Below are 22,728 nucleotides of genomic sequence, written 5' to 3' on the forward strand. Positions count from 1 at the left end.
ATGAGTTGTAATTTCAATCAGTGTGGATCCTTTGGCGGCAAATTGCAATGAAAAATTTACCGCACATTTACTGAAATACCTGAGTCGGTTTGCTATGGTGGCTTAACGCACCTCGCATTTAGTGTCATTTATGAGCATGCTCGCAAGTGACAAGCCGAGTTTTGGTCTTCAGCGCCATCTTTAGATAAGCATAATTTGGCTGTATTTCAATTTAGGTGTGTATTCTTTTGGCAGATAAAAAAGGGTTTGCATGACATATTGGTTACCCCGCTTAGCTGCAGGCAGCTTATGTATGGTGAGCTGGCTCTGTGCAGCCGATAGCACTCACGACGAATTTAAAGAGGCTGAGCGTGTCGCTTGGTCTGGTAATTATAATAATTTTAAAGCTGCAACAGCGCAGCTCGATCATCCACTTAAGCCATACGTTGAAATGGCATTTTACAAGCGTCACCCTAAACTCAAGTACCAGCAGGAAATTCAGCACTTTTTAACGGTATACGAACACACCCCATTAGAATGGCCTGTACGTTCAGCTTGGCTCGATTATTTAAAGCGGTATAAAAAGAAAGCACGATTCATCGAGTTCTATCGTGAAACCAGTGATGTTGAACTCAAGTGTACGTATTTGGTGTATCAGTTGGACTTGGGTGCACCGAAAAAAGCCATTCTTGATCAGGTAGCCGATATTTGGACGGTGGGAAAGTCTCAGCCCAGAGCTTGTGATGGTCTTTTTAACCAATGGCAAAAAGCGGGGTATAGAACGCCTGAGCTAGTCTGGCAGCGAATTTCTAATGCTGCGCAATCTGGTCAAACGTCACTGCTAGACTATCTTGAGAAGCTGTTACCAAAAAATGAGGCATACCTTGCCGAGCTATATAAAAAGGTTCGCCAAGATCCGAGTGCCGCTGCTGGGCTTTATCGGTTTAGTAAACGCACCGAAAAAGAAGCCGAAATTGCGGTATATGGTATAAGACGCCTCGTTTGGCGCGATCCTGATTTAGCGCTGCGTGCCTGGCAGAAGATGCAGGATATGTTTACCTTTACTCAGCGGCAAAAGGATAGTGTTGCTTATCGTTTCGCTCTAGCGCTTGCGTCTAAAGGGCATGAAGACGCACGGTTTTGGCTTAATAAAGTGCCCAAATCGTTGCAGGACAGAAAGCTACTACAGTGGCTGATGAGTAACATGCTGAAAGAGCAAGATTGGGAAGGGATTTCGGCCTTATTCGTGGGTCATGAGCAACTAAGCAATGGTCAACAATACTGGCTTGCATATAGCCTCGCGAAGCGTGACGAGTTAGCTAAGGCTAACGAGATTTGGCAGCAATTAGCGCAAGAGCGTGATTACTACGGTTTTTTGGCTGCTGCGCGTTTAGGATTACCAGTCTCACTGAATGAAGAGCCGTTAAATGTTGACCCCAGCATTGTCGAACGAGTATCTCATGCGCCTGGTTTTAAGCGAGCAAAGGCTTTATACGAACTGGAAAGGTATACTCAAGCACGTCGAGAGTGGAACTACCTTACTAACACCTCAAGCAAAGAGGAAAAGCTTGCAGCATCCATATTGGCTGCTGACTTTGATTGGTACGACAGCACTATTTTTACTCTTGCACAGATCAAAGCTTGGAATTACGTTGATTTGCGTTTCCCGATAGCGTTTAAAGAGCTGTTCACTAAATATAGTGAGCGTAATCGAGTCGATGTTGCATGGAGCATTGCGATTGCTCGCCGGGAAAGCTCTTTCGCACCGGATGCACGCTCGAGTGCGGATGCTCACGGTTTAATGCAGCTGCTGCCAAGCACAGCCAAATACGTCAACAACCGCAAACGCGTGGCAAAAAATCGCCTATATCATCCGGCCACAAACATTCGCTTGGGGACCAGTTATTTAGAGTATTTGAAGCGTAAAAATGCTGGAAATGAGGTTTTGGCGACAGCATCGTACAACGCGGGTTATCATAGAATTAAGCGTTGGCTGCCGTCAGAGGCTATGCCTGCTGAGCTTTGGATTGAGCTGATCCCGTACCGAGAAACACGTGACTACGTAAAAAATGTGATGGCATATCGACAGGTTTACCATACCCGCCTTGGTCGTGATGGCAACATATTGGCAAGTATCTTGGATATGAAAATTGTGAAATAACCGCAGATGGCTGGTGCTTAGACTCAGTTCGTCGTTTTTAGGTAGCAGCTATGATAGACTCGATAGTATGTGAATTTTTGAAAATGGGTACACCATGGATAAGTTAGCAAATTTATACGCAGAGCACATTGCCACGTTGCAACAGCGTACAAGAACGATAGTAGAACGAGAAGGACTGGATGGACTTGTGATCCATTCGGGGCAAGCAAAGCGTCAATTCCTTGATGATATGTACTATCCGTTTAAAGTTAACCCGCAATTTAAAGCTTGGTTGCCTGTTATCGATAATCCGCATTGCTGGATTGTGGTTAATGGCAGTGACAAGCCGAAACTCATTTTTTATCGTCCGGTTGATTTTTGGCATAAAGTGCCTGACGAGCCGAGAGATTTTTGGGCAGAGTATTTTGATATTCAACTGCTGGTTAAGCCAGATCAGGTTGAACAGTTACTGCCATACGACAAAGCAAACTATGCCTATATCGGTGAATATTTAGAGGTTGCACAAGCGCTTGGCTTTACTCAAGTGAATCCAGAGCCGGTGATGAACTTCTTGCATTATCATCGTGCATATAAAACTCAGTATGAAATGGCATGTTTACGTGAAGCAAGCCGTCTTGGCGTGCTTGGCCACATGGCGGCGCGCGATGCCTTCTTTGCTGGTGGTTCCGAGTTTGAAATTCAACAAGCTTATCTTAATGCAACTCAGCATATGGAAAACGATACGCCATATGGCAATATTGTCGCCTTGAATGAAAATTGTGCGATTTTGCACTATACCCATTTTGAGCGTAAAGCACCGAGTAAGCACTTATCATTTTTGATTGATGCCGGTGCAAACTTTAACGGTTATGCGTCAGATATTACCCGTACTTATGATTTTGCTAAACAAGGTGAGTTTGCCGAGTTGGTGAAAGTCATGAACGATCACCAAATTGAATTGGGCAGAGCATTACAACCGGGCAAACTATACGGTGAGCTGCATATCGATTGTCATAATCGTGTGGCGCAAGTGTTGAGTGACTTTGGTATTGTTAAGCTTGGTGCTCAGGCCATCGTCGAGAAGGGGATTTCTTCCACTTTCTTCCCTCATGGTCTCGGTCACCATATTGGTCTACAGGTACATGATATGGGCGGATTCATGGCTGATGAAGCCGGCACGCACCAAGCACCGCCTGAAGGTCACCCGTTCTTGCGTTGTACTCGTAAGATAGAGGCTAATCAGGTGTTCACTATTGAGCCTGGGTTGTACTTCATCGATTCATTGTTGGAAGACTTGGCGCAAACAGAAAACAAACAGTATATCAATTGGGATAAGGTTGACGCACTGAAGCCTTACGGTGGTATCCGTATTGAAGATAACATCATTGTGCATGAAGATAGACTAGAAAATATGACGCGAGATTTCGGTCTCGAGTAAGCTGACTTCTAGCGCTAAAAGTAAGTATATTTGGGGGCCGATTGGCTCCCTTTTAGTTTGGAACATTATGTCTGAATATTTCATTCCGAGTGAATCAATTAGTCATCATGAGGAAATTAAGAAAAGCACGTTTATCGTACATTTGGCTCACACGCCAACCATCGAAGATGCTAAAGCGTTTATTAAGCAGATTAATGACGCGTATCCTGATGCACGGCACAATTGTTGGGCACACATTGCAGGGGCACCAGGTGGCAGCCATGTGTTAGGGTTTTCTGATGATGGTGAGCCTAACGGGACCGCTGGTAAGCCAATGCTCAATGTGCTAATGGGATCAGGGATTGGTGAAATAACCGCGGTGACGACGCGTTATTTTGGCGGTATAAAACTTGGCACCGGGGGGTTGGTTAGAGCCTATGGAGGCACGCTAAATAACGCTTTAGCACAGCTAAGCACGACTAAAAAGGTACCGGCTTCTATTATTGTTGGCCACAGTGATTACCATCTCCAAGGTGTGATAGAGCAGCTATTACAAAGCCAGTTTACAGTGCTAAATTTAGATAAAGAATACACGGCTAATATTACCTGGCAAATAGCAGTAGATAGTCGTGAAACACAACAAATCATTGATGCTATTTATGAATTAACCAATGGTGTTGTATTATTTAAGCAACTCAAGGAGTAGGTTCTACTTCTTTACATTCACTAATTAACCTCTGGTTAAATAACAAAAAGCGCAGCGTACAAAATGCAATTTCGTACCATAATAAAAATACTCGGGCAGTTAGTCGCTCTATTTAGTATCACTATGGTGCCACCAGCCATTGTATCTTTGATATACAAAGATGGTGGTGGTGTACCTTTTGTTTTAGCTTTCATTTTTAGTGTGCTGATGGGTTTGTTTGCGTACTACCCAAACCGCAAGGAAAACGGCGATCTTAAAGCCAGAGAGGGCTTCTTAATCGTTGTTTTATTCTGGCTGGTACTGGGGTCGTTTGCATCATTGCCGCTCATTTTCTTAGATAAACCGAATCTATCTTTAGCAGATGCCGTGTTTGAAGCTTTTTCTGGGCTGACAACTACTGGGGCTACGGTATTGACGGGTATAGAACATTTACCCAAAGCGGTATTATTCTATCGCCAGCAGTTGCAGTGGCTTGGTGGTATGGGGATCATCGTATTGGCCGTAGCCGTTCTTCCTATGCTTGGGGTTGGTGGCATGCAGTTATATCGTGCCGAAACACCAGGTCCAGTTAAAGACTCAAAGATGACACCGCGTATTGCCGATACCGCCAAGCACCTTTGGTATATCTATGTGTCTCTAACAGCAGCTTGTACGCTGGCTTACTGGATAGCAGGAATGAATTGGTTTGATGCTATCTGTCATGCGTTTGCTACGATAGCTATCGGTGGCTTCTCGACTTATGACGCTTCTATGGGCTACTTCGATAACCCGCTCATTAACGTTATTTGCGTCATCTTCTTGCTGATTGCTGCCATTAACTTCTCGCTACATTATGCTGCTGTGTCGAGCCGCAATATTAAAGCCTATTTGCGAGATCCTGAGTTTAAAGTCTTTCTATTTATCCAGTTAGCGTTGGTAGTGATTTGTTTTGCGGTATTATCGTCAAGCAATGTCTATGAAACGGGTGATGAAACCTTAGATCAAGCGATGTTTCAGGCTGTGTCAATTAGTACAACTGCTGGGTTTGCGACCGATAGCTTCTCAACGTGGCCGCTGTTTCTACCTATTCTCTTGATTTTCTCTAGCTTCATTGGTGGCTGTGCTGGTTCTACGGGTGGTGGGATGAAGGTTGTGCGTGTCTTCTTACTCTATTTACAGGGGATCCGCGAGCTTAATCGTTTAGTGCATCCACGCGCTATTTACTCGATAAAATTAGGCCGCAAGGCATTGCCTGATAAAGTGGTGGAAGCGGTGTGGGGGTTCTTCTCGGCTTATGCGCTGGTGTTTGTGATTATTATGATTGCATTACTGGGGACGGGACTCGATAACATTACTGCATTTTCAGCAACTGCGGCCTGTCTAAATAACTTGGGCCCAGGATTGGGAAGTGTTGCAGCGCACTACGGCGACATTAGCGATGCAGCAAAGTGGATCCTTACTCTTGCTATGGTCTTTGGCCGCTTAGAGATCTTCACGTTGTTAGTCTTATTTACTCCTACCTTCTGGCGTGGGTAACTGTGCTTAAGTTGTGGGCTCTTTTGCTAGGAGCCTACAACTGACAGTATCACTACCTTGTTTCTGCCACTTTGTGACAAGTTGTCATCTTCCTTTTGAACTTCGCAAAGAAAAAGTTAATAAAAATTTCAAAAACTCGGATTTTCGGGGTTTTCAAGTGTCAGTATTTTTACAACGATTTAACTTGGAGGCGACGATATTGCTTGCCACACGCTTTTCAGATAAAGGGTTTAAAGTGATTGAGGGATTTGCTGCTAGCCATGAGCAGGACTTGGGTATGCAGCTTATAGAACGAAGCGTAATACAGTTAAATAGCTTAATCAATGAGGTCGGTTACTTGCAACATAACCAGCCCACATTAGGTAGTGCTCAATCATATGACTTGTTTCATCAAATTGGCTGTGAGAGTGGTATACGGTTTGTTGTTCAAGTGATTTCAGAAAATGAGCTCTGGCAAAAGCGCCAAATACCAGCGATTGTCGATGACTTCGAGACGGAGGGAGCAGGCTGCTTATTCAAGCATGATGTCTCGGGTATATTATTTGTTGCTAAGCGTAACGGCGAACCTATGATGTTGTTTATTGAGGATAACGAGCTTGGTATGCCACAAAGTTCGCTTGAGGTACAAAGTAAAATGATGACGTTAAGAGATGGTGCGATAGTATTAAAAAGCCATTTTTTAGTCAAATAAACGGATCTTTGTTAGGTATTGCTGATGATCGGGGAGTTGTAATTAATCTGAATTCAGTTTTAAATGGCCTTCCGCTAAAACTGCTACAATAAAAAAGTAGTAGAGTGAACTCAGGAAGGGTTGGATCCATGTTAAAAACTCAAGAGGTTGGGCAAGAAACTTTGCTCACCGCAATCAGCGCTGGAAGTATTGTTGATTTAGAAATTTGTTTACCGGCAAATAGTAAAAGAATAAAAACAGAATATGTCGGTATGCTACAAGGGGCGTTTTTAATTCTTAACCATCCCAACCCTAAGCGATTAGGCGCGGCGCTGGACTTTGTTATGGAAGGGACTTCGGTTATCGTTCGGGCTTTGCTCGAAAATGGTGATGGCCAAGTCATTGCATTCAAATCGCAAATCAAAGCGGTTTCAGTCCATCCCGCGCGGCTTATTTTTCTCTATTTACCCGAAAAGGTACAAACATACAAACTCCGCTCGCAAAACCGGGTGCCAACCTTAATCCCCGCTAAGTTTCACTGTCATGGCAGCAAAGATGTTGGGGTAATAAAGGACATCTCACTTGCTGGTTTACAGCTCGACTTAACGTCAATTGATGCTGAACATATGGAAGAAGGTTTAAAGTGCGAAGTGTTTATCGAAGGTAAAGAAGGGAATCAGATCTCGCTAGAAGGGGATATTCGGCGTATAAAAAGTCATGAGCAAATCGTCTCTCTAGGCATTCACTTAACCTCAGAACCAGAAATAATCCGCAGCGTATTAAAAGACTATTTAATCGATTTATCTATTTTTCAAGACCAACAAGATACCTAGTGAGTACGGCGCTTTACACCATTTAAATGAGATAATTCACCCTTAAAATTGATTGGAGAATTAACTCAATTGGCATTAAACGAATAAAGCGCTTACCTGGAAGAGTTTTTCCACAACACCGATTTGCTTTTTATCGATTAGGAACATGATCACATGGTCGCCAGAGAGAATTATAGTATCGTCATGTGCGATCAGTACATCTTCATCACGGACAATGGCACCGATAGTCGCACCCGGTGGTAATTTGATATCGCGAATAGCACGACCGACAACCTTAGAGGTGTTTTCATCGCCATGTGCTACAGCTTCAATGGCCTCTGCAGCACCTTTACGCAATGAATAAACGTTAACGATATCTCCACGACGAACATGGGTGAGTAGCGCTGATATAGTCGCTTGCTGTGGTGAGATGGCAATATCAATGTCGCCACCTTGCACGAGGTCGACATAGGCACCACGTTGAATAAGCGCCATGGTCTTTTGTACGCCCATACGTTTTGCAAGCATCGCAGCCATAATATTGGCTTCGTCGTCGTTCGTCACCGCGATGAACACGTCTACTTGCTCTATATGTTCTTCTGATAGCAGTTCTTGGTCTGAGGCATCGCCACAAAAAACTACTGTATTATCAAGCGTTTCAGATAGTTGTGTGGCACGAGCTTGATTGCGTTCAATAAGCTTGACGCTATGGTTCTTGTCTAATGAACTTGCCAATCCCGCACCTATGTTACCGCCACCGGCAATCATAATTTTCTTGTAAGAGCGTTCGAGCTTTTGTAGCTCGTTCATGACCGCACGAATATGCTTGGTTGCGGCGATAAAGAAGACTTCATCATCGGCTTCAATTACGGTGGTGCCGAGTGGCTTGATGGCTTTGCCTTGGCGATAAATAGCGGCAACGCGGGTGTCGACGTTTGGAATATGCTCTTTTAATGCAGAAAGTGCATAGCCAACGAGTAAACCGCCGTAATAAGCTTTAACCGCCACGAGTGACAGCATGCCCTCTGCAAATTGCAACACCTGCAAAGCGCCTGGGTAATCTATTAGCCTGCGGATATATTGCGTTACTAGCTGCTCCGGTGCGATGTAATGGTCGACCGGTAGGTCGTCATTGTGAAACAGCTTTTCTTTGTACTTTAAGTATTGCTCAGAGCGGATCCGCGCAATTTTGGTTGGCGTATTGAAAATACTATAGGCAACCTGGCACGCAACCATATTAACCTCATCCGAGCTGGTTACGGCGATTATCATGTCGGCGTCCTCAGCACCTGCTTGACGTAAGATCTCAGGGTGAGCACTGTGGCCAGTGACTCCCTGTAGATCGTATTTGTCTTGCAGCTCTCTTAAGCGCTCGCCATCGATGTCGACAACGGTAATTTCATTTTCTTCACCGACGAGGTTTTCTGCCAGTGTCCCGCCGACTTGGCCGGCGCCTAAGATGATGATTTTCATATTGGTTATGGTCGATTTTCTATTATTGTTTTGTCAACTTTGCGTAGTAAAACCCATCACTCAATCCGGGTAATAGCTGCAAGCCTGGTTGTGTTTGTGTGTCTGCATCGTGCAAAGGTACAAGCGTTGCATCAGGGGTCGCAGAAAGAAAGCGTGCGATCTGTTGCTGGTTCTCTTGTGGCAGTACCGAGCAGGTAGCATAAACTAGTGTGCCACCGGGCTTAAGCAATGGCCAGATTTTATCAATAATTTGTGCCTGTAACGTCACCAAGTTATCAATATCAGAAGCACGTCTTAGCCATTTGATGTCCGGGTGTCTTCTAATAACGCCAGTTGCAGAGCAAGGTACATCCAATAAGATGCGATCATATTGCTCGTCATCCCACCATGCTTCGGGGTCACTTGCATCGCCCTCAAGGCATTTGGCCGACAATCCAATCCGCTCAAGGTTTTGCTCTACACGTAGCAAGCGGTCACCATCAGCATCAATTGCAGTCACTTTGGCATCTACCAACTCCAAAATATGGCAAGTCTTACCGCCAGGGGCGGCACAAGCATCAAGGATATTTTCACCTGCTTGTGGTGCTAATAATCTCGCGGCTTTTTGGGCAGCGGCGTCTTGCACTGAGCAAGCGCCAGCAGCAAATTGTGGTAGTGCGTAAACGTCGATTGGGCTATCAAGTAAGATCCCGTCAGGGTATTCGCTATGAAGCTGATAGGCTACCCCTTCTTGGTCTAGCAGAGCTGCATAATCGGCAGTAGAGAATTGCGATTGGTTAACACGCAGCCACATTGGTGCTTGTTGTTGGTTCGCTTCTAAAATAGCTTGCCATTGAGTTGGGTAAGCTGCTTTTAGTTGATTGATAAACCAGCCTGGGTGGTTGTATAAACAAGCTGGGATTTCGGCAGCGCTGGTTTCTAATTCGACCTGATGACGTTGGAAGCTGCGTAAAATTGCATTAACTAAGCCTTTCATGCCGGGCGCTCTTAGTGGCGTAAGTGCGTTTACCGTTTCGGCTACTGCAGCATGAGCTGGTACACGCATATGTTGCAGTTGGTAAATACCCACATACAGCAAAAACTGGAAAACACGGCGCTTACCTTTAAGTGGTTGCTCAAGTAATTGCTGGCAATAATGTTCAAGCGAAGGCAAGTACCTTAATACGCCATAGCAAATTTGCTGTAGCAAGGCTTTGTCTTTACCGTCTAACTGGCTGGTGGCAAGTGGTAATTGAGCACTTAACGATGCGCCTTTATCGACGACTTGAAATAGGGTTTGGGCGGCAAGTGCGCGAACATTACTCACGCTTCACCAACCTTAGCACCAATTGCTACCCAGTCAGCTCGACCATTCAAAAAGTCTTGTGCAGACATGGGCTTTTTACCTTGTGGTTGCAAGGTGTGAATTTCTAATGACTGTGTGCCACAGGCAATTACAATACCGTGCTTGTCCGCACGTAGCACATGTCCTGCATCACCTTGTTCGTCAACTACCTTCGCTTGCCAAATCTTGACGCTGTTACCCGCCATATTGGTAAAGCAAACCGGCCATGGATTAAATGCGCGGATGTTACGTTCAATTTGCGCGGCTTCCATCTGCCAGTCAATCTCGGCTTCTTCTTTGCTTAGTTTCTTAGCATAATTCGCTAGCGTATCGTCTTGCTTTTCTGGCGTGATCTCGCCCGCAGATAAGCGTGCTAGCGTATCGATCAGTGCATCAGGGCCAAGTTCAGCAAGCTTGTTGTAGAGATCTGCACTGGTATCAGTAGCTGTAATAGGGCAGCGGGCGATGTGCAACATATCACCGGTATCTAGGCCCTCATCCATTTGCATGATGGTTACGCCAGTTTCATTGTCGCCAGCCCAAATAGCACGCTGAATAGGCGCTGCGCCTCGCCATCGTGGTAAAATTGAGCCATGAACATTCAGGCACCCAAGTCGAGGAGTATCTAAAATAGTTTTTGGTAATAATACTCCGTAGGCAACAACAATCATGACATCGGCATCAAGCGCGGCTAGCTCTGCCTGTGCGTCCGATGTTTTTAATGATTGCGGTTGTAGCACTGGCAGGTTGTGTTCTTGTGCTAATACTTTTACTTCACATGCTTTGAGCTTTTTACCACGTCCAGCTGGACGGTCGGGTGGGCAGTACACTGCCACGACGTCATGTTGTGATTGAATAAGTGCGTCAAGGTGGCGCGCTGCAAAATCAGGCGTGCCTGCGAAAACGATACGCAAAGGATTACTCACGAAATACCCTAAAATCAGTTGGTTGGAGATTGGTTAAGCTTGCTTTGCAGCGAACTTAGCTTCTTTTTCAAGCTTCTTACGAATACGGTCACGTTTAAGTGGTGATAGGTAATCGATAAATAGCTTACCAACTAAGTGGTCTAATTCGTGTTGAATACAAACGGCAAGCAAACCATCAGCGTCCAGCTCATATGTTTCACCACGTTCGTTCGTTGCCTTTACCGTGACCGTTTCAGCGCGATCTACTTTTGCGTATGAATATGGTACTGACAAGCAGCCTTCTTCGCTCACTGTAGTACCATCGCGTTTGGTTATTTCTGGGTTGATTAATACGCGTGGCTCATCGCGCTCTTCAGAAACGTCAATAACGACGATACGCTGATGAATATCAACTTGCGTAGCCGCAAGGCCGATACCATTTTCATCATACATTGTTTCCAGCATGTCTTTAACTATTTGACGTACTTCGTCATTAACCTCTGCTACAGGCTGTGCAACAGTGCGTAAACGCTCGTCTGGAAACTTTAAAACTTCTAATATAGCCATGATTACCCTAAATCAATTTATCGTGTAAGCTAGTGTATGGTCTTATTTTAGCCATTCAAGTTCCCCTTTAACAGGTTTTGGTGGATAATAACCAAAAATAACCACAAGGAAGCCATCATGAAATATCCGATTGCTGCATTAATACTCGCTAGCTGCTCTGTTTTCTCTGTGAAAGCGGACACTTTGGCTGTAAAAGCAGATGCACCACAGCGTTATGTGGTGAAAAAAGGCGATACCTTGTGGGATATTTCAAAAATGTACCTACGTTCTCCATGGAAGTGGAAGCAATTGTGGCAGTGGAATCCTAGTATTCAAAACCCAGATCTGATTTATCCAGGAGACAGTCTTAAGCTACTTTACGATGAAAATGGCAATCCAATACTGGTGTTAGACAAAGGTGTGAAGAAGCTGTCACCGCATACACGTATTGTTAACCAAAAAGTGGCTGCTATTCCTACCTTGCCACTACCCATCATGGAACCGTTTTTGCGTTTCGAGCAAGCACTTTCTGAGTCGGAGTTTTCTGATAGCCCAATTGTACTGGGAGCTAATCGAAATATTAAAAATGCGACTCCGGGTCATCTTTTGTATGTTAAAGCTGATTTAGTAAAAGGTGGGCACTATGCCATCTATCGTCGCGGTGAAATCTATCGTGCAATAGATAGCCAACAATTGCTTGGCTTGGAAGCTGTGTTAGTTGGTTCTGGCCACGTGGTTGAGCAAGGTGACCTAGCTGCGGGGCGTCCGGCAAAGCTACAGTTAGAGGTTGCCAAACAAGAGGTTAGAGCTGGGGATATTGTACTACCCATATCTACCGGACAAAGCTTTCCGGCACAGTTTTCTATGTCTCGTCCTGAGGAGCAAACTTTGGGCCGTATTATTGCGAGCGATAATAAGCTCAGAGAGTTTAGTACCATGAGTGTTGTGGTACTAGATGTGGGTAGTAAAGCACGGCTAAAAGAGGGACATGTCCTTGATATTATAAGGCAATCACCTACAGTTATAGAAAGTCAACACGGTCCGCGCTATATTGAAGATGCATCACGACTTGACAAACTGATCACCGAAATGGGATCTTGGTTTGGTGAGGAAAACGATGACGATAGTGTGGTATGGCATATGCCAAAGGAAAAAGTCGGTGAGCTGATGGTCTTTAAAGTGTATGAAGACTTAAGCTACGCTATGGTTGTTGAAACTTCGGAGCCGATCCGCGTTGGTGATCATGTACAAGCATTCAAGGAAACTGCCAGTAACTAGGTGGTAGAATTTCTCCTTGAGTGAGTCAGTAAACTCAAGGAGAGAGTATGAAACAAGCTAAACTAGCTCAAGCTTTGGCATTAACCCTTTGCCAAGGGCTGGGTATCAAAACCATCACTGCATTACTTAATCACGTCCCCCTTGCGCAATTATTCACATTAAGCCAAGTTGAGCTTTGTCAGCTTGGGCTACAAGAAAATGTTGCTGCCAATTTAGCGAGCACAGATTGGTCTCGTATCGAGCACATATTGGCTTATTGTCAATGTCAGCAAATTCATGTTGTATCTTTGTTTTCTCCTGAGTACTCCGAGCAACTAAAAGAGATCTGTAACCCTCCCTTAGTGCTCTTTTGCAGAGGGAACATTGCGTTATTAAAACAACCACAAATTGCGGTTGTCGGTAGTCGTAGTTCAACGAGAACTGGGCTTGGGCTTGCACATGAATTTGCACAGGGCTTAAGTCGCTCGGGGTTGGTGGTGACGTCGGGTATGGCAAGAGGGATTGATGGCGCAGCGCACCAAGGTGCACTTGATGTTCAAGGAGGAACCATTGCTGTGCTAGGGACTGGTGTTGATGTTGTTTACCCCAAACGCCATCAACGGCTTTATGAAGACATCGTGCAGCATGGTTTGGTGGTGAGTGAATTCTTACCAAATACTCAAGCAAATAGTAATCACTTTCCGCGGCGTAATCGCATAATTTCAGGTTTATCTTTGGGTGTTTTGTTGGTTGAAGCCGAAGTAAAAAGTGGCTCGCTGATTACTGCACGCTATGCACTGGAGCAAAACAAGGAAGTATTTGCGATCCCTGGCTCAATTAAAAATCGATTAAGTAGCGGTTGTCATTACTTGATTAAGCAAGGGGCAAAACTCACCGAAAATATTGAGGATATTTTGGAAGAAGTGAGCTTTTTTTGTGAAAACAGTCTATATAGTATAGAAATAGGGGAGCAAAAAGAGGAGCAATGTCCCGTATTAGAAAACCTTGGCTTTGAGGTGACGTCAGTCGACACTTTAACGCAAAGGACCCAGTGGCCAGTAGAACAGGTGATTGCCAGACTATTGGACCTAGAACTCGAAGATAAAGTAGAGCGTGTACTCGACGGCTACATAAAACTCGCGAGGGGTTAAGAAGATGTTTGATATTTTAATGTATTTATTTGAGAACTATATTCACAGTGAGGCAGAAATCTTTGTCGAACAAAACGAACTCACCGATGAACTCCTTCGCGCCGGCTTTAATCAAGGCGAAATATACAAAGCGCTTGATTGGCTTGAGCAACTTGCAGATTTACAACACAGTGACGAAAACCCCTATTTAAATGCTAAACCGGACCATGCGACACGGATCTACACCGATAGCGAATGCAATATGCTAGACGTTGAAAGCCGTGGTTTTTTAATGTTTGTGGAACAAGTCGGAGTGATTGACAGTACCACCAGAGAAATGGTGATGGATCGTTTATTCGCGTTGGATAAAACCTATATCAGCCTAGATGATTTAAAATGGGTGATACTAATGGTGCTATTTAATGTGCCGGGTAAAGAACATGCTTATGCGCAGATGGAAGATCTGATTTTTACCGAGCCTGCATCTGTAGTTCATTAACTCTGCTCTAGCATGGCAAGTTTCCTTCGGTAAGTTGAGGTTCTGACTTCAGCTTACCGCCTTTCAAATAATGTTCCTGCTTAGTTGAAAACACTGATATCAAATACTTGCAAGGGGGAATTTCCATCATTTCCTTGACCCTAAAAACGAGGCTATTATATTAGGCGCATACTTGCACAAGGGGCGGTGGTAAAGCGATGAGTAAAATAGACCATGCATTATTTAATGCAGACAAACATGCATTAGAAAAAGAGTATGAAGTATGCCCAGAATGTGGCTCTGAGCTGGTAATCAAAAACAGTAAAAATGGTCCATTTATTGGCTGCGCTAGCTACCCGACTTGTGATTATATTCGCCCGCTCGCACATCATGATAGCCATGTAATTAAAGTACTAGAAGATGTGGCTTGTCCTGAATGTGGCAAAGATCTAGTGATAAAAAATGGCCGCTACGGCATGTTTATTGGCTGTACTGGGTATCCTGATTGCCACTATATTGGTCATGAAGATGCGCCACCCACAGCGGCGTTGCCTGCGTGTCCAAAATGCCAAAAAGGCAACCTAATTCAGCGTAAAAATAAGTTTGGTAAACACTTTTATAGCTGTGACACTTACCCAAGTTGTAAGTATACCTTGAACGCCAAGCCTGTAGAGCAGGCTTGTCCTGAGTGTCATTGGCCCGTGCTGGTGGAGAAAACCCGAGCGGGTAAAGCTGTGCTACAATGCCCGCAGAAATCATGTCAAAAGATAGTGGAAATACCGTGAGTAATGACAATAAAGCGGATGCTGCGACAATAACAACGCCCGAGTCGGCACTTCAAGCTGGCAAAGTGATCTGTTATCCAACGGAAGCCATTTATGGTTTAGGTTGTGATCCTGATAACCAAGATGCGGTCACTAAGTTGCTAACAATCAAATCTCGACCCATAGAAAAAGGGTTAATCTTAATTGCCGACAATTATGGTCAATGTTTGCCCTACGTGGATGACAATAAAATCCCGATGGATAAGCGCGCTGATATTTTTTCGTCATGGCCAGGCGCTATTACTTGGTTATTGCCAGCGAAAGCCAGTACGCCGCATTGGTTAACAGGGGGACACGACACTATCGCTATTCGTGTTACTAGCCATCTCATTGTAAAGCAGTTGTGTCAACGTTTTGGTAAGCCGATTGTATCTACCAGTGCCAATGTAACGGGTCAAACTCCAGTTGTTTCGTTGTCGGAAGCTCGTAGCCAGTTTGGCTCGCAAGTTGGCTATTATGTTGAAGGTGAGTTAGGCGGTAATACGACCCCAAGCGTCATCAAAAATGCAATGACTGGCCAAGTGATCCGAGGATAAAAAGTACCATGAGTAAAATAAACCTAGAGACCGTAAAAGCCTTTTTATTACAACTACAAGATAATATCTGCCAAGGCTTAGAGGCTGCCGATGGTAACGCTCAGTTTGTTGAAGATGCCTGGGAGCGTGCTGAAGGTGGTGGCGGTCGCACTCGCGTGATCCGTAATGGCGATGTTATTGAGCAAGGCGGGGTAAACTATTCACATGTTTTTGGCGCTTCCATGCCAGCCTCTGCGACGGCACACCGTCCAGAGTTAGCAGGCAGAAGCTTCCATGCCTGTGGGGTATCTTTAGTGATCCACCCGAAGAATCCCAATATTCCAACTAGCCACGCCAATGTGCGTTTTTTTATTGCTGAGAAAGAAGGTGAAGAGCCGATTTGGTGGTTTGGTGGCGGTTTTGATTTAACCCCATTTTATCCAGTTCTTGATGATGTGAAGCACTGGCACCAAGTAGCAAAGGATTTGTGCGCACCATTTGGTGACGCGGTATACGGTGACTACAAAAAGTGGTGTGATGAATATTTCTATTTAAAACATCGAGATGAGACTCGAGGTGTGGGTGGTTTATTCTTTGATGACTTAAACCAATGGGGCTTTGAAAAGAGCTTTGCATTTATGCAAGCTGTTGGTAATGGCTTCCTTGATGCTTACCTGCCTATTATTGAAAAACGCAAAGATACACCGTATAGCGAACAAGAGCGTCAATTCCAGCTATATCGCCGAGGCCGTTACGTTGAATTTAATCTGGTATGGGATAGAGGCACATTGTTTGGTCTACAAACAGGTGGACGTACCGAGTCTATTTTAATGTCGATGCCACCATTGGCACGTTGGGAGTATGACTTCCAGCCAGAGCTAGGATCGAAAGAAGCTGAGCTTTATAATTATCTTACGCCAAAGAATTGGTTGGCGATGTAATAGAGTAAAAAAGGAGCCGAAGCTCCTTTTTTACTTTTAGCGGTTCACTTAGTTTAATTTAAATCCGCGCACTTGCTCATCCAAATCGCGCGCAAGGGTGAGCAACTCTTCACTGATCTGTTTAGAGCCATGGGCATCAACTAGCGAGCGCTCAGCATTATCGCTAATCGCCACTACGCTACGATTGATTTCTTCAGCGGCCAAGTTTTGCTGCTCAGTGGCATCGGCAATTTGCAGGTTTAAGGCATTAATTTCGTGCATCTGTGTCGAGATGTCTTTAAGCGCTTGTGCCACTTTCTTGACCTGATGTGCGCGGTCATCTGCTTCTTCGCAAGAAGCACTCATTGCTGCCACGGTTTGCTGTGCCTCGGACTGTAGCTTATCGATAGTACGTTTGATTTCATCGGTTGAGTCATGTGTTCGTGTCGCAAGTGTTCTGACTTCGTCCGCAACAACCGCAAACCCTCTTCCTGCTTCCCCGGCTCGTGCGGCCTCTATTGCTGCATTGAGCGCTAAGAGGTTGGTTTGCTCCGCGATACTACTGATCACTTCGAGTACTTTACCCACTTCTAGTGTTTGTGCTTGAAGCTGAGAAACTTGTTCTGCAGCTTGCCTTACATCTTGTGCTAATTGGTTGATACTTTGCTCAGTATGATTAGCAACAGCCATGCTTTCCTCCGCGAGGTGATTGCTGCTATCAGACTTTTCTGATGCAAAGTGGGTGGTATTTTTTACTTCACTTGAAGAGCTTTCAAGCTCATTAATTGCGGCTGCAACAGAGTCCGTCCCTTGTTTTTGCTCTTGAATGGCCAGCTCGGTAGTTTCCGCTGAAGCATATATAGATTCTGCTGAGTGAATAAGTATTTTCGAAGAGTTGGATAACTGCGCAATATTGTCTTTAAAGCTATCCATCATTTTATTGAAGTTAATCGCCAAGCGTCCAAGCTCGTCATCGACTTGGTCGTTTACTCGTAATGATAAGTCTTTGTTCGTCGTTGCGAGGCGCATGGTTCGGCCTAGCGTTTTTAGTCGTACTATAAAGAGCTTCCTGAAAAGTACGCCTAAAATTACAAAGGTGGTAATAAAGATAGCAGAGAGAAGCGCAGTGCTAAACCATGTATTAGTCTGTACCGTATTATCAATATCATCCAAAGAGTAGCTGATCCGCACAACACCGAGCACATCGCCTTCCTTTGCCTGATGACAACCCAAGCAATTTGTTCCTTTATAGCTTTCTTTGGCCACCATCGGCTTTAAATAAGTCATGATGCGACTACCGTCGCGCTGTTCAATAACTAAGATCTCTTTTCCGTTTAACGCATCAAACTCAGCCTCAGAGTTAGGTGCTTGATTTGCATTACCTGGACCGTAAAGCTTATTAACTTGCTCGGAGCGGATAATATGCGCATCTTCGATATTTGGATGATTGCGAATTTTATCACTCAGAATTTCACGGTTTGCCATGGTGCCGGTCAGCATCATAGTATTGATAGAATCAAAGTAATTATCTGCCAGTAGCTTAATATTACTTTCGACTGTTTCTTCAGCGAGCGTCTTTTGTTGACTGCTGCTACTAAGGATACTGGCAATCAAGACGAGCACGCCCGTCACAGCCAGTAACGCATAAATTTTATGTTGAATAGATTTCACACGCATCGCACCTGTACACAATTAGAACAGTGATTATGCATCTCTACTCAAGAGCGAGATTTGACCTAGCGCAAAATAGCCGTGTAATTTTAATTAACTAGTACTTTAGTTTTATTCCTGATTAATCATATGTGTCGCAAGCTGAGCGAGGGACTGCCTTAATCCTTCTCTTAATAATGGATTTCCTACCTCTAAGTCTAATGCTTTATTCATGCAGTGCATCCATTGATCTCGTAAATCTTGGTCGATAGGGAAGGGCATATGGCGCATTCTTAGGCGTGGGTGACCATATTTCTCTGCAAATAAATCGGGCCCGCCTAACCAACCAGAAAGAAATTCAAAAAATACCTGTCTGATCCTATCTAATGGCTGTGGATGCATATCGTAAAGCGGCTTTGCATAGGGGTCGGTTGCCATAATATCGTAAAAGCGGTTGGCAAGATCGCGGGCGCCTTGTTCTCCACCAATGATTTCATAAGGTGTTTTTTCTGGCGTGGGGGCACTATTTGTTTGTTCTACGGTTGCATCTTTATTAAAGATACGTTTAATTAACTGCTTCATAATGACTCTTTCAAGGCGCTCTTATAACGATGGACAAATACGCGGTATTCGGTAATCCGATAAAACATTCTAAATCGCCAGCAATCCATGCGCAATTCGCACAGCAATGCCAGCAGCAATTAGAATACGAGGCTATTTTGGCACCAGAAGATGCCTTTATTCAAACTGCATCGACATTTTTTGCTCAAGGTGGTTGTGGTGCGAATGTGACTTTACCTTTTAAAGAGCAGGCATTTGCCTTTGCAGATACCCTCACCGAACGAGCTAAGCTCGCTGGTGCCGTCAATACCCTAATCAAACAGCAAGATGGCAGTATTACAGGCGATAATACTGATGGTGCAGGTCTGGTACGAGATCTCATGAAACACCAAACTAAACTTGAGGGAGCTAACGTACTATTGATTGGTGCAGGTGGCGCCGCCAAAGGCTGTATCTATCCGCTCCTCCAGGCCGGAGCAAAACGGATCGTCATGACCAATCGTACGGAGTCAAAGGCATTGCAACTAGCAGAGCAATTTTCCTCGTATGGAGAGGTTACAGGGTGTGGCTTAAACAATACCCCCGACATTGGTTTCGATATTGTGATTAACTCCACCTCATCGAGCATCACAGGGCAAGTGCCAGATGTTAGCCCTACTGTTATTACATCCTGCGTAGTTGCCTACGATATGTTCTACAGCGACCAGCAAACAAGTTTCTTAGACTGGGTGGCGCAACATAATCAACAAACGCAATTGATTGATGGCATAGGTATGTTAGTTGAGCAGGCCGCAGAAGCGTTTTACCAATGGCGAGGGGTGAGACCTGATACGTCCGAAATATTTAGGCTTATTAGAGGGTAAATATGAACCAAGCAATACTGTTTAATGATGACATCAGTTATCAACAGGGAGAATTGACGTTTACGGCGATGGCCAATGGTCAGCTGATCCGCTGTAAAATTGCAACCAAGCTTGAGCAGGAAGCTGCAATAGCACACTTTGCTCAGCACCAATTCGATTATGAAATGCAGGCTGAGCAATTAATAGAGGATGAAGCGTTTAATGAGGCGGGAGAGATAAGTTTAGCTTTCCTCTAAATATTCATCTTTGAGTTCCACGTAATTTTGGGCGGACACTTTTAAAAATTGTAACTCTTGTTCGGTGAGGGGTCTGGCTTGTTTTACCGGACTACCGACATATAAAAAACCGGACTCAAGATTTTTATTAGGCGGGACAAGTGCACCACCACCAATAATAACGTCATCTCCTACGGTGACGTTATCCATAATAATTGCACCCATACCTACGAGAATACGATTACCAAGTTTGCAACCATGCAACATGACTTTATGGCCAACAGTCACATCATCACCAATAATAAGCGGGTAACCGTCAGGTACTGAAGTGCTCTTTCTTGTTAAATGCAGTACGCTGCCGTCTTGAACATTAGTTCGTTTCCCTATCTTGATGTAGTTCACATCGCCTCTGGCTGCAACCAATGGCCAAACGCTGCTGTCTTCGCCAATTTCTATATCACCGACCAAAACGGATGATTCATCAATATAAACGCCTTGTGCCAAGCGCGGGGATTTACCTTTATAACTTCTAAGCATGTCTAGATTACTCATCTCTCGTGTCTTGTGTCACTAGTGTAGAGTGTTGAATTGTAAAACTCTAGTACGAAAAAACTGCAAAAAGATAAGTAAAAGTGTCAAAAATAAGCGCTTCGCTTCATTTTTGCTCGAAAAAACGTTTTTTCGCAATTTTCTTTAAAAAAAGAGTTGCACTAAAATCGGATCGCCCTATAATGCGACCCCACTGACACGGGGCGCTACGCTGAAAAGCAAAGCAGCAACGAGTTAGCGTCAAGTAAAACTTAAGTTCGAAACTTCTTCTCAAGAAATTCAAAATTAAGTGTTGACAAAAAGTTGGGAATGCTTAGAATGCACATCCCTCGAAACGGCGAAATGTTTCGAAACGTTCTTTAAAAATATGAAGCAATCATCTGTGTGGGCACTCGTACAGATTGAGTTCTAACAGCAGATTCTAGTTCGCTAGATGACGCAAACAAATTTAGAGTCTCAATTGTAACTGAGTGACTATATAGTCAATTCGTTTTGATTTTACTTTTTTGAAAAGTAGAAACAAACAATCAGAATTCAATGAGCACGAAGCTTAGGTTTCGAAAAAACTTTTAATTGAAGAGTTTGATCATGGCTCAGATTGAACGCTGGCGGCAGGCCTAACACATGCAAGTCGAGCGGTAACATTTCTAGCTTGCTAGAAGATGACGAGCGGCGGACGGGTGAGTAATGCTTGGGAACATGCCTTGAGGTGGGGGACAACCATTGGAAACGATGGCTAATACCGCATAATGTCTACGGACCAAAGGGGGCTTCGGCTCTCGCCTTTAGATTGGCCCAAGTGGGATTAGCTAGTTGGTGAGGTAAAGGCTCACCAAGGCGACGATCCCTAGCTGGTTTGAGAGGATGATCAGCCACACTGGAACTGAGACACGGTCCAGACTCCTACGGGAGGCAGCAGTGGGGAATATTGCACAATGGGCGCAAGCCTGATGCAGCCATGCCGCGTGTGTGAAGAAGGCCTTCGGGTTGTAAAGCACTTTCAGTCAGGAGGAAAGGTTAGTAGTTAATACCTGCTAGCTGTGACGTTACTGACAGAAGAAGCACCGGCTAACTCCGTGCCAGCAGCCGCGGTAATACGGAGGGTGCGAGCGTTAATCGGAATTACTGGGCGTAAAGCGTACGCAGGCGGTTTGTTAAGCGAGATGTGAAAGCCCCGGGCTTAACCTGGGAACTGCATTTCGAACTGGCAAACTAGAGTGTGATAGAGGGTGGTAGAATTTCAGGTGTAGCGGTGAAATGCGTAGAGATCTGAAGGAATACCGATGGCGAAGGCAGCCACCTGGGTCAACACTGACGCTCATGTACGAAAGCGTGGGGAGCAAACAGGATTAGATACCCTGGTAGTCCACGCCGTAAACGATGTCTACTAGGAGCTGGGGTCTTCGGACAACTTTTCCAAAGCTAACGCATTAAGTAGACCGCCTGGGGAGTACGGCCGCAAGGTTAAAACTCAAATGAATTGACGGGGGCCCGCACAAGCGGTGGAGCATGTGGTTTAATTCGATGCAACGCGAAGAACCTTACCTACACTTGACATACAGAGAACTTACCAGAGATGGTTTGGTGCCTTCGGGAACTCTGATACAGGTGCTGCATGGCTGTCGTCAGCTCGTGTTGTGAGATGTTGGGTTAAGTCCCGCAACGAGCGCAACCCCTATCCTTAGTTGCCAGCGATTCGGTCGGGAACTCTAAGGAGACTGCCGGTGATAAACCGGAGGAAGGTGGGGACGACGTCAAGTCATCATGGCCCTTACGTGTAGGGCTACACACGTGCTACAATGGCAGGTACAGAGAGCAGCGAGCTAGCGATAGTGAGCGAATCCCTTAAAGCCTGTCGTAGTCCGGATTGGAGTCTGCAACTCGACTCCATGAAGTCGGAATCGCTAGTAATCGCAAATCAGAATGTTGCGGTGAATACGTTCCCGGGCCTTGTACACACCGCCCGTCACACCATGGGAGTGGGTTGCTCCAGAAGTGGATAGTCTAACCTTCGGGGGACGTTCACCACGGAGTGATTCATGACTGGGGTGAAGTCGTAACAAGGTAGCCCTAGGGGAACCTGGGGCTGGATCACCTCCTTATACGATTTAGAACTTATTTGTTCGAAGTGTCCACACAGATGATTGTTGCTTGGCCTGATGGCTAAGTGATATTGCTCTTTAAAAATTTGGAAAAGCTGAAAAATTAAATTCTGATAGATAACGAAAGTTATTTATCGAGTTTTCGAAAGAAAATGCCGATTAATCATTTCGATGATT

Annotated in this window: 21 protein-coding genes and 1 rRNA gene; 15 read left to right on the plus strand and 7 right to left on the minus strand. The window is 44.8% G+C overall.

From position 1 onward, the window contains the following. Positions 1-250 precede the first annotated feature (250 nt). The 6 genes from GSF13_RS05285 to GSF13_RS05310 all read left to right on the plus strand — a co-directional run bounded on the left by GSF13_RS05285 (position 251) and on the right by GSF13_RS05310 (position 7,260). Positions 251-2,140, plus strand: a complete 1,890-nt coding sequence (locus tag GSF13_RS05285; RefSeq protein ID WP_206473612.1) for a transglycosylase SLT domain-containing protein — start codon at positions 251-253, stop codon at positions 2,138-2,140. A 94-nt stretch (positions 2,141-2,234) separates the two neighbouring features. Next, entirely contained in the window at positions 2,235-3,557 is a 1,323-nt protein-coding gene (pepQ, locus tag GSF13_RS05290; protein WP_211867392.1) for a Xaa-Pro dipeptidase, read from the plus strand. Between the two features lie 67 nt (positions 3,558-3,624). Further along, complete coding sequence (locus GSF13_RS05295; RefSeq protein WP_095729699.1) at positions 3,625-4,242, plus strand: YigZ family protein; 618 nt, start codon at positions 3,625-3,627, stop codon at positions 4,240-4,242. A 63-nt stretch (positions 4,243-4,305) separates the two neighbouring features. After that, entirely contained in the window at positions 4,306-5,757 is a 1,452-nt protein-coding gene (locus GSF13_RS05300) for a TrkH family potassium uptake protein (protein ID WP_010604172.1), read from the plus strand. Positions 5,758-5,914: 157 nt separating this feature from the next. Further along, complete coding sequence (locus tag GSF13_RS05305; protein ID WP_227387647.1) at positions 5,915-6,448, plus strand: hypothetical protein; 534 nt, start codon at positions 5,915-5,917, stop codon at positions 6,446-6,448. Between the two features lie 128 nt (positions 6,449-6,576). After that, complete coding sequence (locus GSF13_RS05310) at positions 6,577-7,260, plus strand: flagellar brake protein (protein ID WP_010604174.1); 684 nt, start codon at positions 6,577-6,579, stop codon at positions 7,258-7,260. Between the two features lie 75 nt (positions 7,261-7,335). Here GSF13_RS05310 and trkA read toward each other — a convergent pair whose 3' ends face one another. Genes trkA through def form a run of 4 tightly spaced genes read right to left on the minus strand, consistent with a single transcriptional unit; the run spans position 7,336 to position 11,508 of the window. After that, on the minus strand, positions 7,336-8,712 hold the full coding sequence (trkA, locus tag GSF13_RS05315; protein ID WP_010604175.1) for a Trk system potassium transporter TrkA: 1,377 nt from the start codon (positions 8,710-8,712) through the stop codon (positions 7,336-7,338). Between the two features lie 22 nt (positions 8,713-8,734). Continuing rightward, positions 8,735-10,018, minus strand: a complete 1,284-nt coding sequence (gene rsmB, locus GSF13_RS05320) for a 16S rRNA (cytosine(967)-C(5))-methyltransferase RsmB (protein ID WP_211867394.1) — start codon at positions 10,016-10,018, stop codon at positions 8,735-8,737. Then, on the minus strand, positions 10,015-10,962 hold the full coding sequence (gene fmt, locus GSF13_RS05325; protein ID WP_174170119.1) for a methionyl-tRNA formyltransferase: 948 nt from the start codon (positions 10,960-10,962) through the stop codon (positions 10,015-10,017). The genes rsmB and fmt overlap by 4 nt, the downstream gene beginning before the upstream one ends. A 33-nt stretch (positions 10,963-10,995) precedes the next feature. Then, positions 10,996-11,508 carry a peptide deformylase gene (gene def, locus GSF13_RS05330; protein WP_102055799.1) on the minus strand — a complete coding sequence of 171 codons (513 nt, stop codon included), beginning with the start codon at positions 11,506-11,508 and terminating at the stop codon, positions 10,996-10,998. Between the two features lie 117 nt (positions 11,509-11,625). On the opposite strand from def, the gene GSF13_RS05335 reads away from it, so the two are divergent. The 6 genes from GSF13_RS05335 (at position 11,626) to hemF (ending at position 16,632) form a co-directional block, all read left to right on the plus strand. Beyond that, entirely contained in the window at positions 11,626-12,765 is a 1,140-nt protein-coding gene (locus GSF13_RS05335; protein WP_174170118.1) for a LysM domain-containing protein, read from the plus strand. Positions 12,766-12,812: 47 nt separating this feature from the next. Then, a complete protein-coding gene (gene dprA, locus GSF13_RS05340; protein ID WP_211867396.1) occupies positions 12,813-13,895 on the plus strand; it encodes a DNA-processing protein DprA in 1,083 nt (360 codons plus the stop codon). Positions 13,896-13,899: 4 nt separating this feature from the next. After that, positions 13,900-14,373, plus strand: coding sequence for a DUF494 family protein (locus GSF13_RS05345; protein ID WP_010376797.1), 474 nt, complete (start codon positions 13,900-13,902; stop codon positions 14,371-14,373). Between the two features lie 197 nt (positions 14,374-14,570). Continuing rightward, positions 14,571-15,137, plus strand: a complete 567-nt coding sequence (locus GSF13_RS05350; RefSeq protein ID WP_010604181.1) for a type I DNA topoisomerase — start codon at positions 14,571-14,573, stop codon at positions 15,135-15,137. Further along, positions 15,134-15,712 carry an L-threonylcarbamoyladenylate synthase gene (locus GSF13_RS05355; protein WP_211868944.1) on the plus strand — a complete coding sequence of 193 codons (579 nt, stop codon included), beginning with the start codon at positions 15,134-15,136 and terminating at the stop codon, positions 15,710-15,712. The genes GSF13_RS05350 and GSF13_RS05355 overlap by 4 nt, the downstream gene beginning before the upstream one ends. Positions 15,713-15,720: 8 nt before the next feature. Continuing rightward, complete coding sequence (gene hemF, locus GSF13_RS05360; RefSeq protein ID WP_211867398.1) at positions 15,721-16,632, plus strand: oxygen-dependent coproporphyrinogen oxidase; 912 nt, start codon at positions 15,721-15,723, stop codon at positions 16,630-16,632. A gap of 48 nt (positions 16,633-16,680) precedes the next feature. On the opposite strand, the gene GSF13_RS05365 is transcribed toward hemF, so the two are convergent. Together GSF13_RS05365 and GSF13_RS05370 are read right to left on the minus strand one after the other, a co-directional pair. Beyond that, entirely contained in the window at positions 16,681-18,288 is a 1,608-nt protein-coding gene (locus GSF13_RS05365) for a methyl-accepting chemotaxis protein (protein WP_211867400.1), read from the minus strand. Positions 18,289-18,393: 105 nt separating this feature from the next. Beyond that, positions 18,394-18,843, minus strand: coding sequence for a group II truncated hemoglobin (locus GSF13_RS05370; protein ID WP_010379482.1), 450 nt, complete (start codon positions 18,841-18,843; stop codon positions 18,394-18,396). Positions 18,844-18,872: 29 nt separating this feature from the next. Here GSF13_RS05370 and aroE point away from each other — a divergent pair, with 29 nt between their 5' ends. Beyond that, positions 18,873-19,685, plus strand: a complete 813-nt coding sequence (gene aroE / locus GSF13_RS05375; RefSeq protein WP_211867402.1) for a shikimate dehydrogenase — start codon at positions 18,873-18,875, stop codon at positions 19,683-19,685. Positions 19,686-19,687: 2 nt separating this feature from the next. Continuing rightward, entirely contained in the window at positions 19,688-19,921 is a 234-nt protein-coding gene (locus tag GSF13_RS05380; RefSeq protein WP_102055806.1) for a DUF1488 family protein, read from the plus strand. On the opposite strand, the gene GSF13_RS05385 is transcribed toward GSF13_RS05380, so the two are convergent. Continuing rightward, entirely contained in the window at positions 19,907-20,452 is a 546-nt protein-coding gene (locus tag GSF13_RS05385; RefSeq protein WP_235368482.1) for a gamma carbonic anhydrase family protein, read from the minus strand. The two genes, GSF13_RS05380 and GSF13_RS05385, sit on opposite strands and share 15 nt — an antisense overlap. 567 nt (positions 20,453-21,019) lie before the next feature. Between GSF13_RS05385 and GSF13_RS05390 the strand changes: the two genes are divergently transcribed. Beyond that, positions 21,020-22,551: ribosomal RNA gene (locus tag GSF13_RS05390) — 16S ribosomal RNA — on the plus strand. Positions 22,552-22,728 lie beyond the last annotated feature (177 nt).

This window comes from Pseudoalteromonas sp. M8 (assembly GCF_018141365.1).
In the GTDB taxonomy this organism is placed as follows: Bacteria; Pseudomonadota; Gammaproteobacteria; order Enterobacterales; family Alteromonadaceae; genus Pseudoalteromonas.

What these genes read in the sequence shown, in the direction of transcription:
- GSF13_RS05300 (WP_010604172.1), top strand. Translation starts at nt 4,306, where the DNA reads ATGCAATTTCGTACCATAATAAAAATACTCGGGCAGTTAGTCGCTCTA.
- GSF13_RS05370 (WP_010379482.1), bottom strand. Translation starts at nt 18,843, where the DNA reads ATGAAGCAGTTAATTAAACGTATCTTTAATAAAGATGCAACCGTAGAA.
- GSF13_RS05285 (WP_206473612.1), top strand. Translation starts at nt 251, where the DNA reads ATGACATATTGGTTACCCCGCTTAGCTGCAGGCAGCTTATGTATGGTG.
- trkA (WP_010604175.1), bottom strand. Translation starts at nt 8,712, where the DNA reads ATGAAAATCATCATCTTAGGCGCCGGCCAAGTCGGCGGGACACTGGCA.
- GSF13_RS05345 (WP_010376797.1), top strand. Translation starts at nt 13,900, where the DNA reads ATGTTTGATATTTTAATGTATTTATTTGAGAACTATATTCACAGTGAG.
- GSF13_RS05385 (WP_235368482.1), bottom strand. Translation starts at nt 20,452, where the DNA reads ATGAGTAATCTAGACATGCTTAGAAGTTATAAAGGTAAATCCCCGCGC.
- dprA (WP_211867396.1), top strand. Translation starts at nt 12,813, where the DNA reads ATGAAACAAGCTAAACTAGCTCAAGCTTTGGCATTAACCCTTTGCCAA.
- GSF13_RS05335 (WP_174170118.1), top strand. Translation starts at nt 11,626, where the DNA reads ATGAAATATCCGATTGCTGCATTAATACTCGCTAGCTGCTCTGTTTTC.
- GSF13_RS05365 (WP_211867400.1), bottom strand. Translation starts at nt 18,288, where the DNA reads ATGCGTGTGAAATCTATTCAACATAAAATTTATGCGTTACTGGCTGTG.
- aroE (WP_211867402.1), top strand. Translation starts at nt 18,873, where the DNA reads ATGGACAAATACGCGGTATTCGGTAATCCGATAAAACATTCTAAATCG.
- hemF (WP_211867398.1), top strand. Translation starts at nt 15,721, where the DNA reads ATGAGTAAAATAAACCTAGAGACCGTAAAAGCCTTTTTATTACAACTA.
- pepQ (WP_211867392.1), top strand. Translation starts at nt 2,235, where the DNA reads ATGGATAAGTTAGCAAATTTATACGCAGAGCACATTGCCACGTTGCAA.
- GSF13_RS05310 (WP_010604174.1), top strand. Translation starts at nt 6,577, where the DNA reads ATGTTAAAAACTCAAGAGGTTGGGCAAGAAACTTTGCTCACCGCAATC.
- def (WP_102055799.1), bottom strand. Translation starts at nt 11,508, where the DNA reads ATGGCTATATTAGAAGTTTTAAAGTTTCCAGACGAGCGTTTACGCACT.
- GSF13_RS05295 (WP_095729699.1), top strand. Translation starts at nt 3,625, where the DNA reads ATGTCTGAATATTTCATTCCGAGTGAATCAATTAGTCATCATGAGGAA.
- GSF13_RS05350 (WP_010604181.1), top strand. Translation starts at nt 14,571, where the DNA reads ATGAGTAAAATAGACCATGCATTATTTAATGCAGACAAACATGCATTA.
- GSF13_RS05380 (WP_102055806.1), top strand. Translation starts at nt 19,688, where the DNA reads ATGAACCAAGCAATACTGTTTAATGATGACATCAGTTATCAACAGGGA.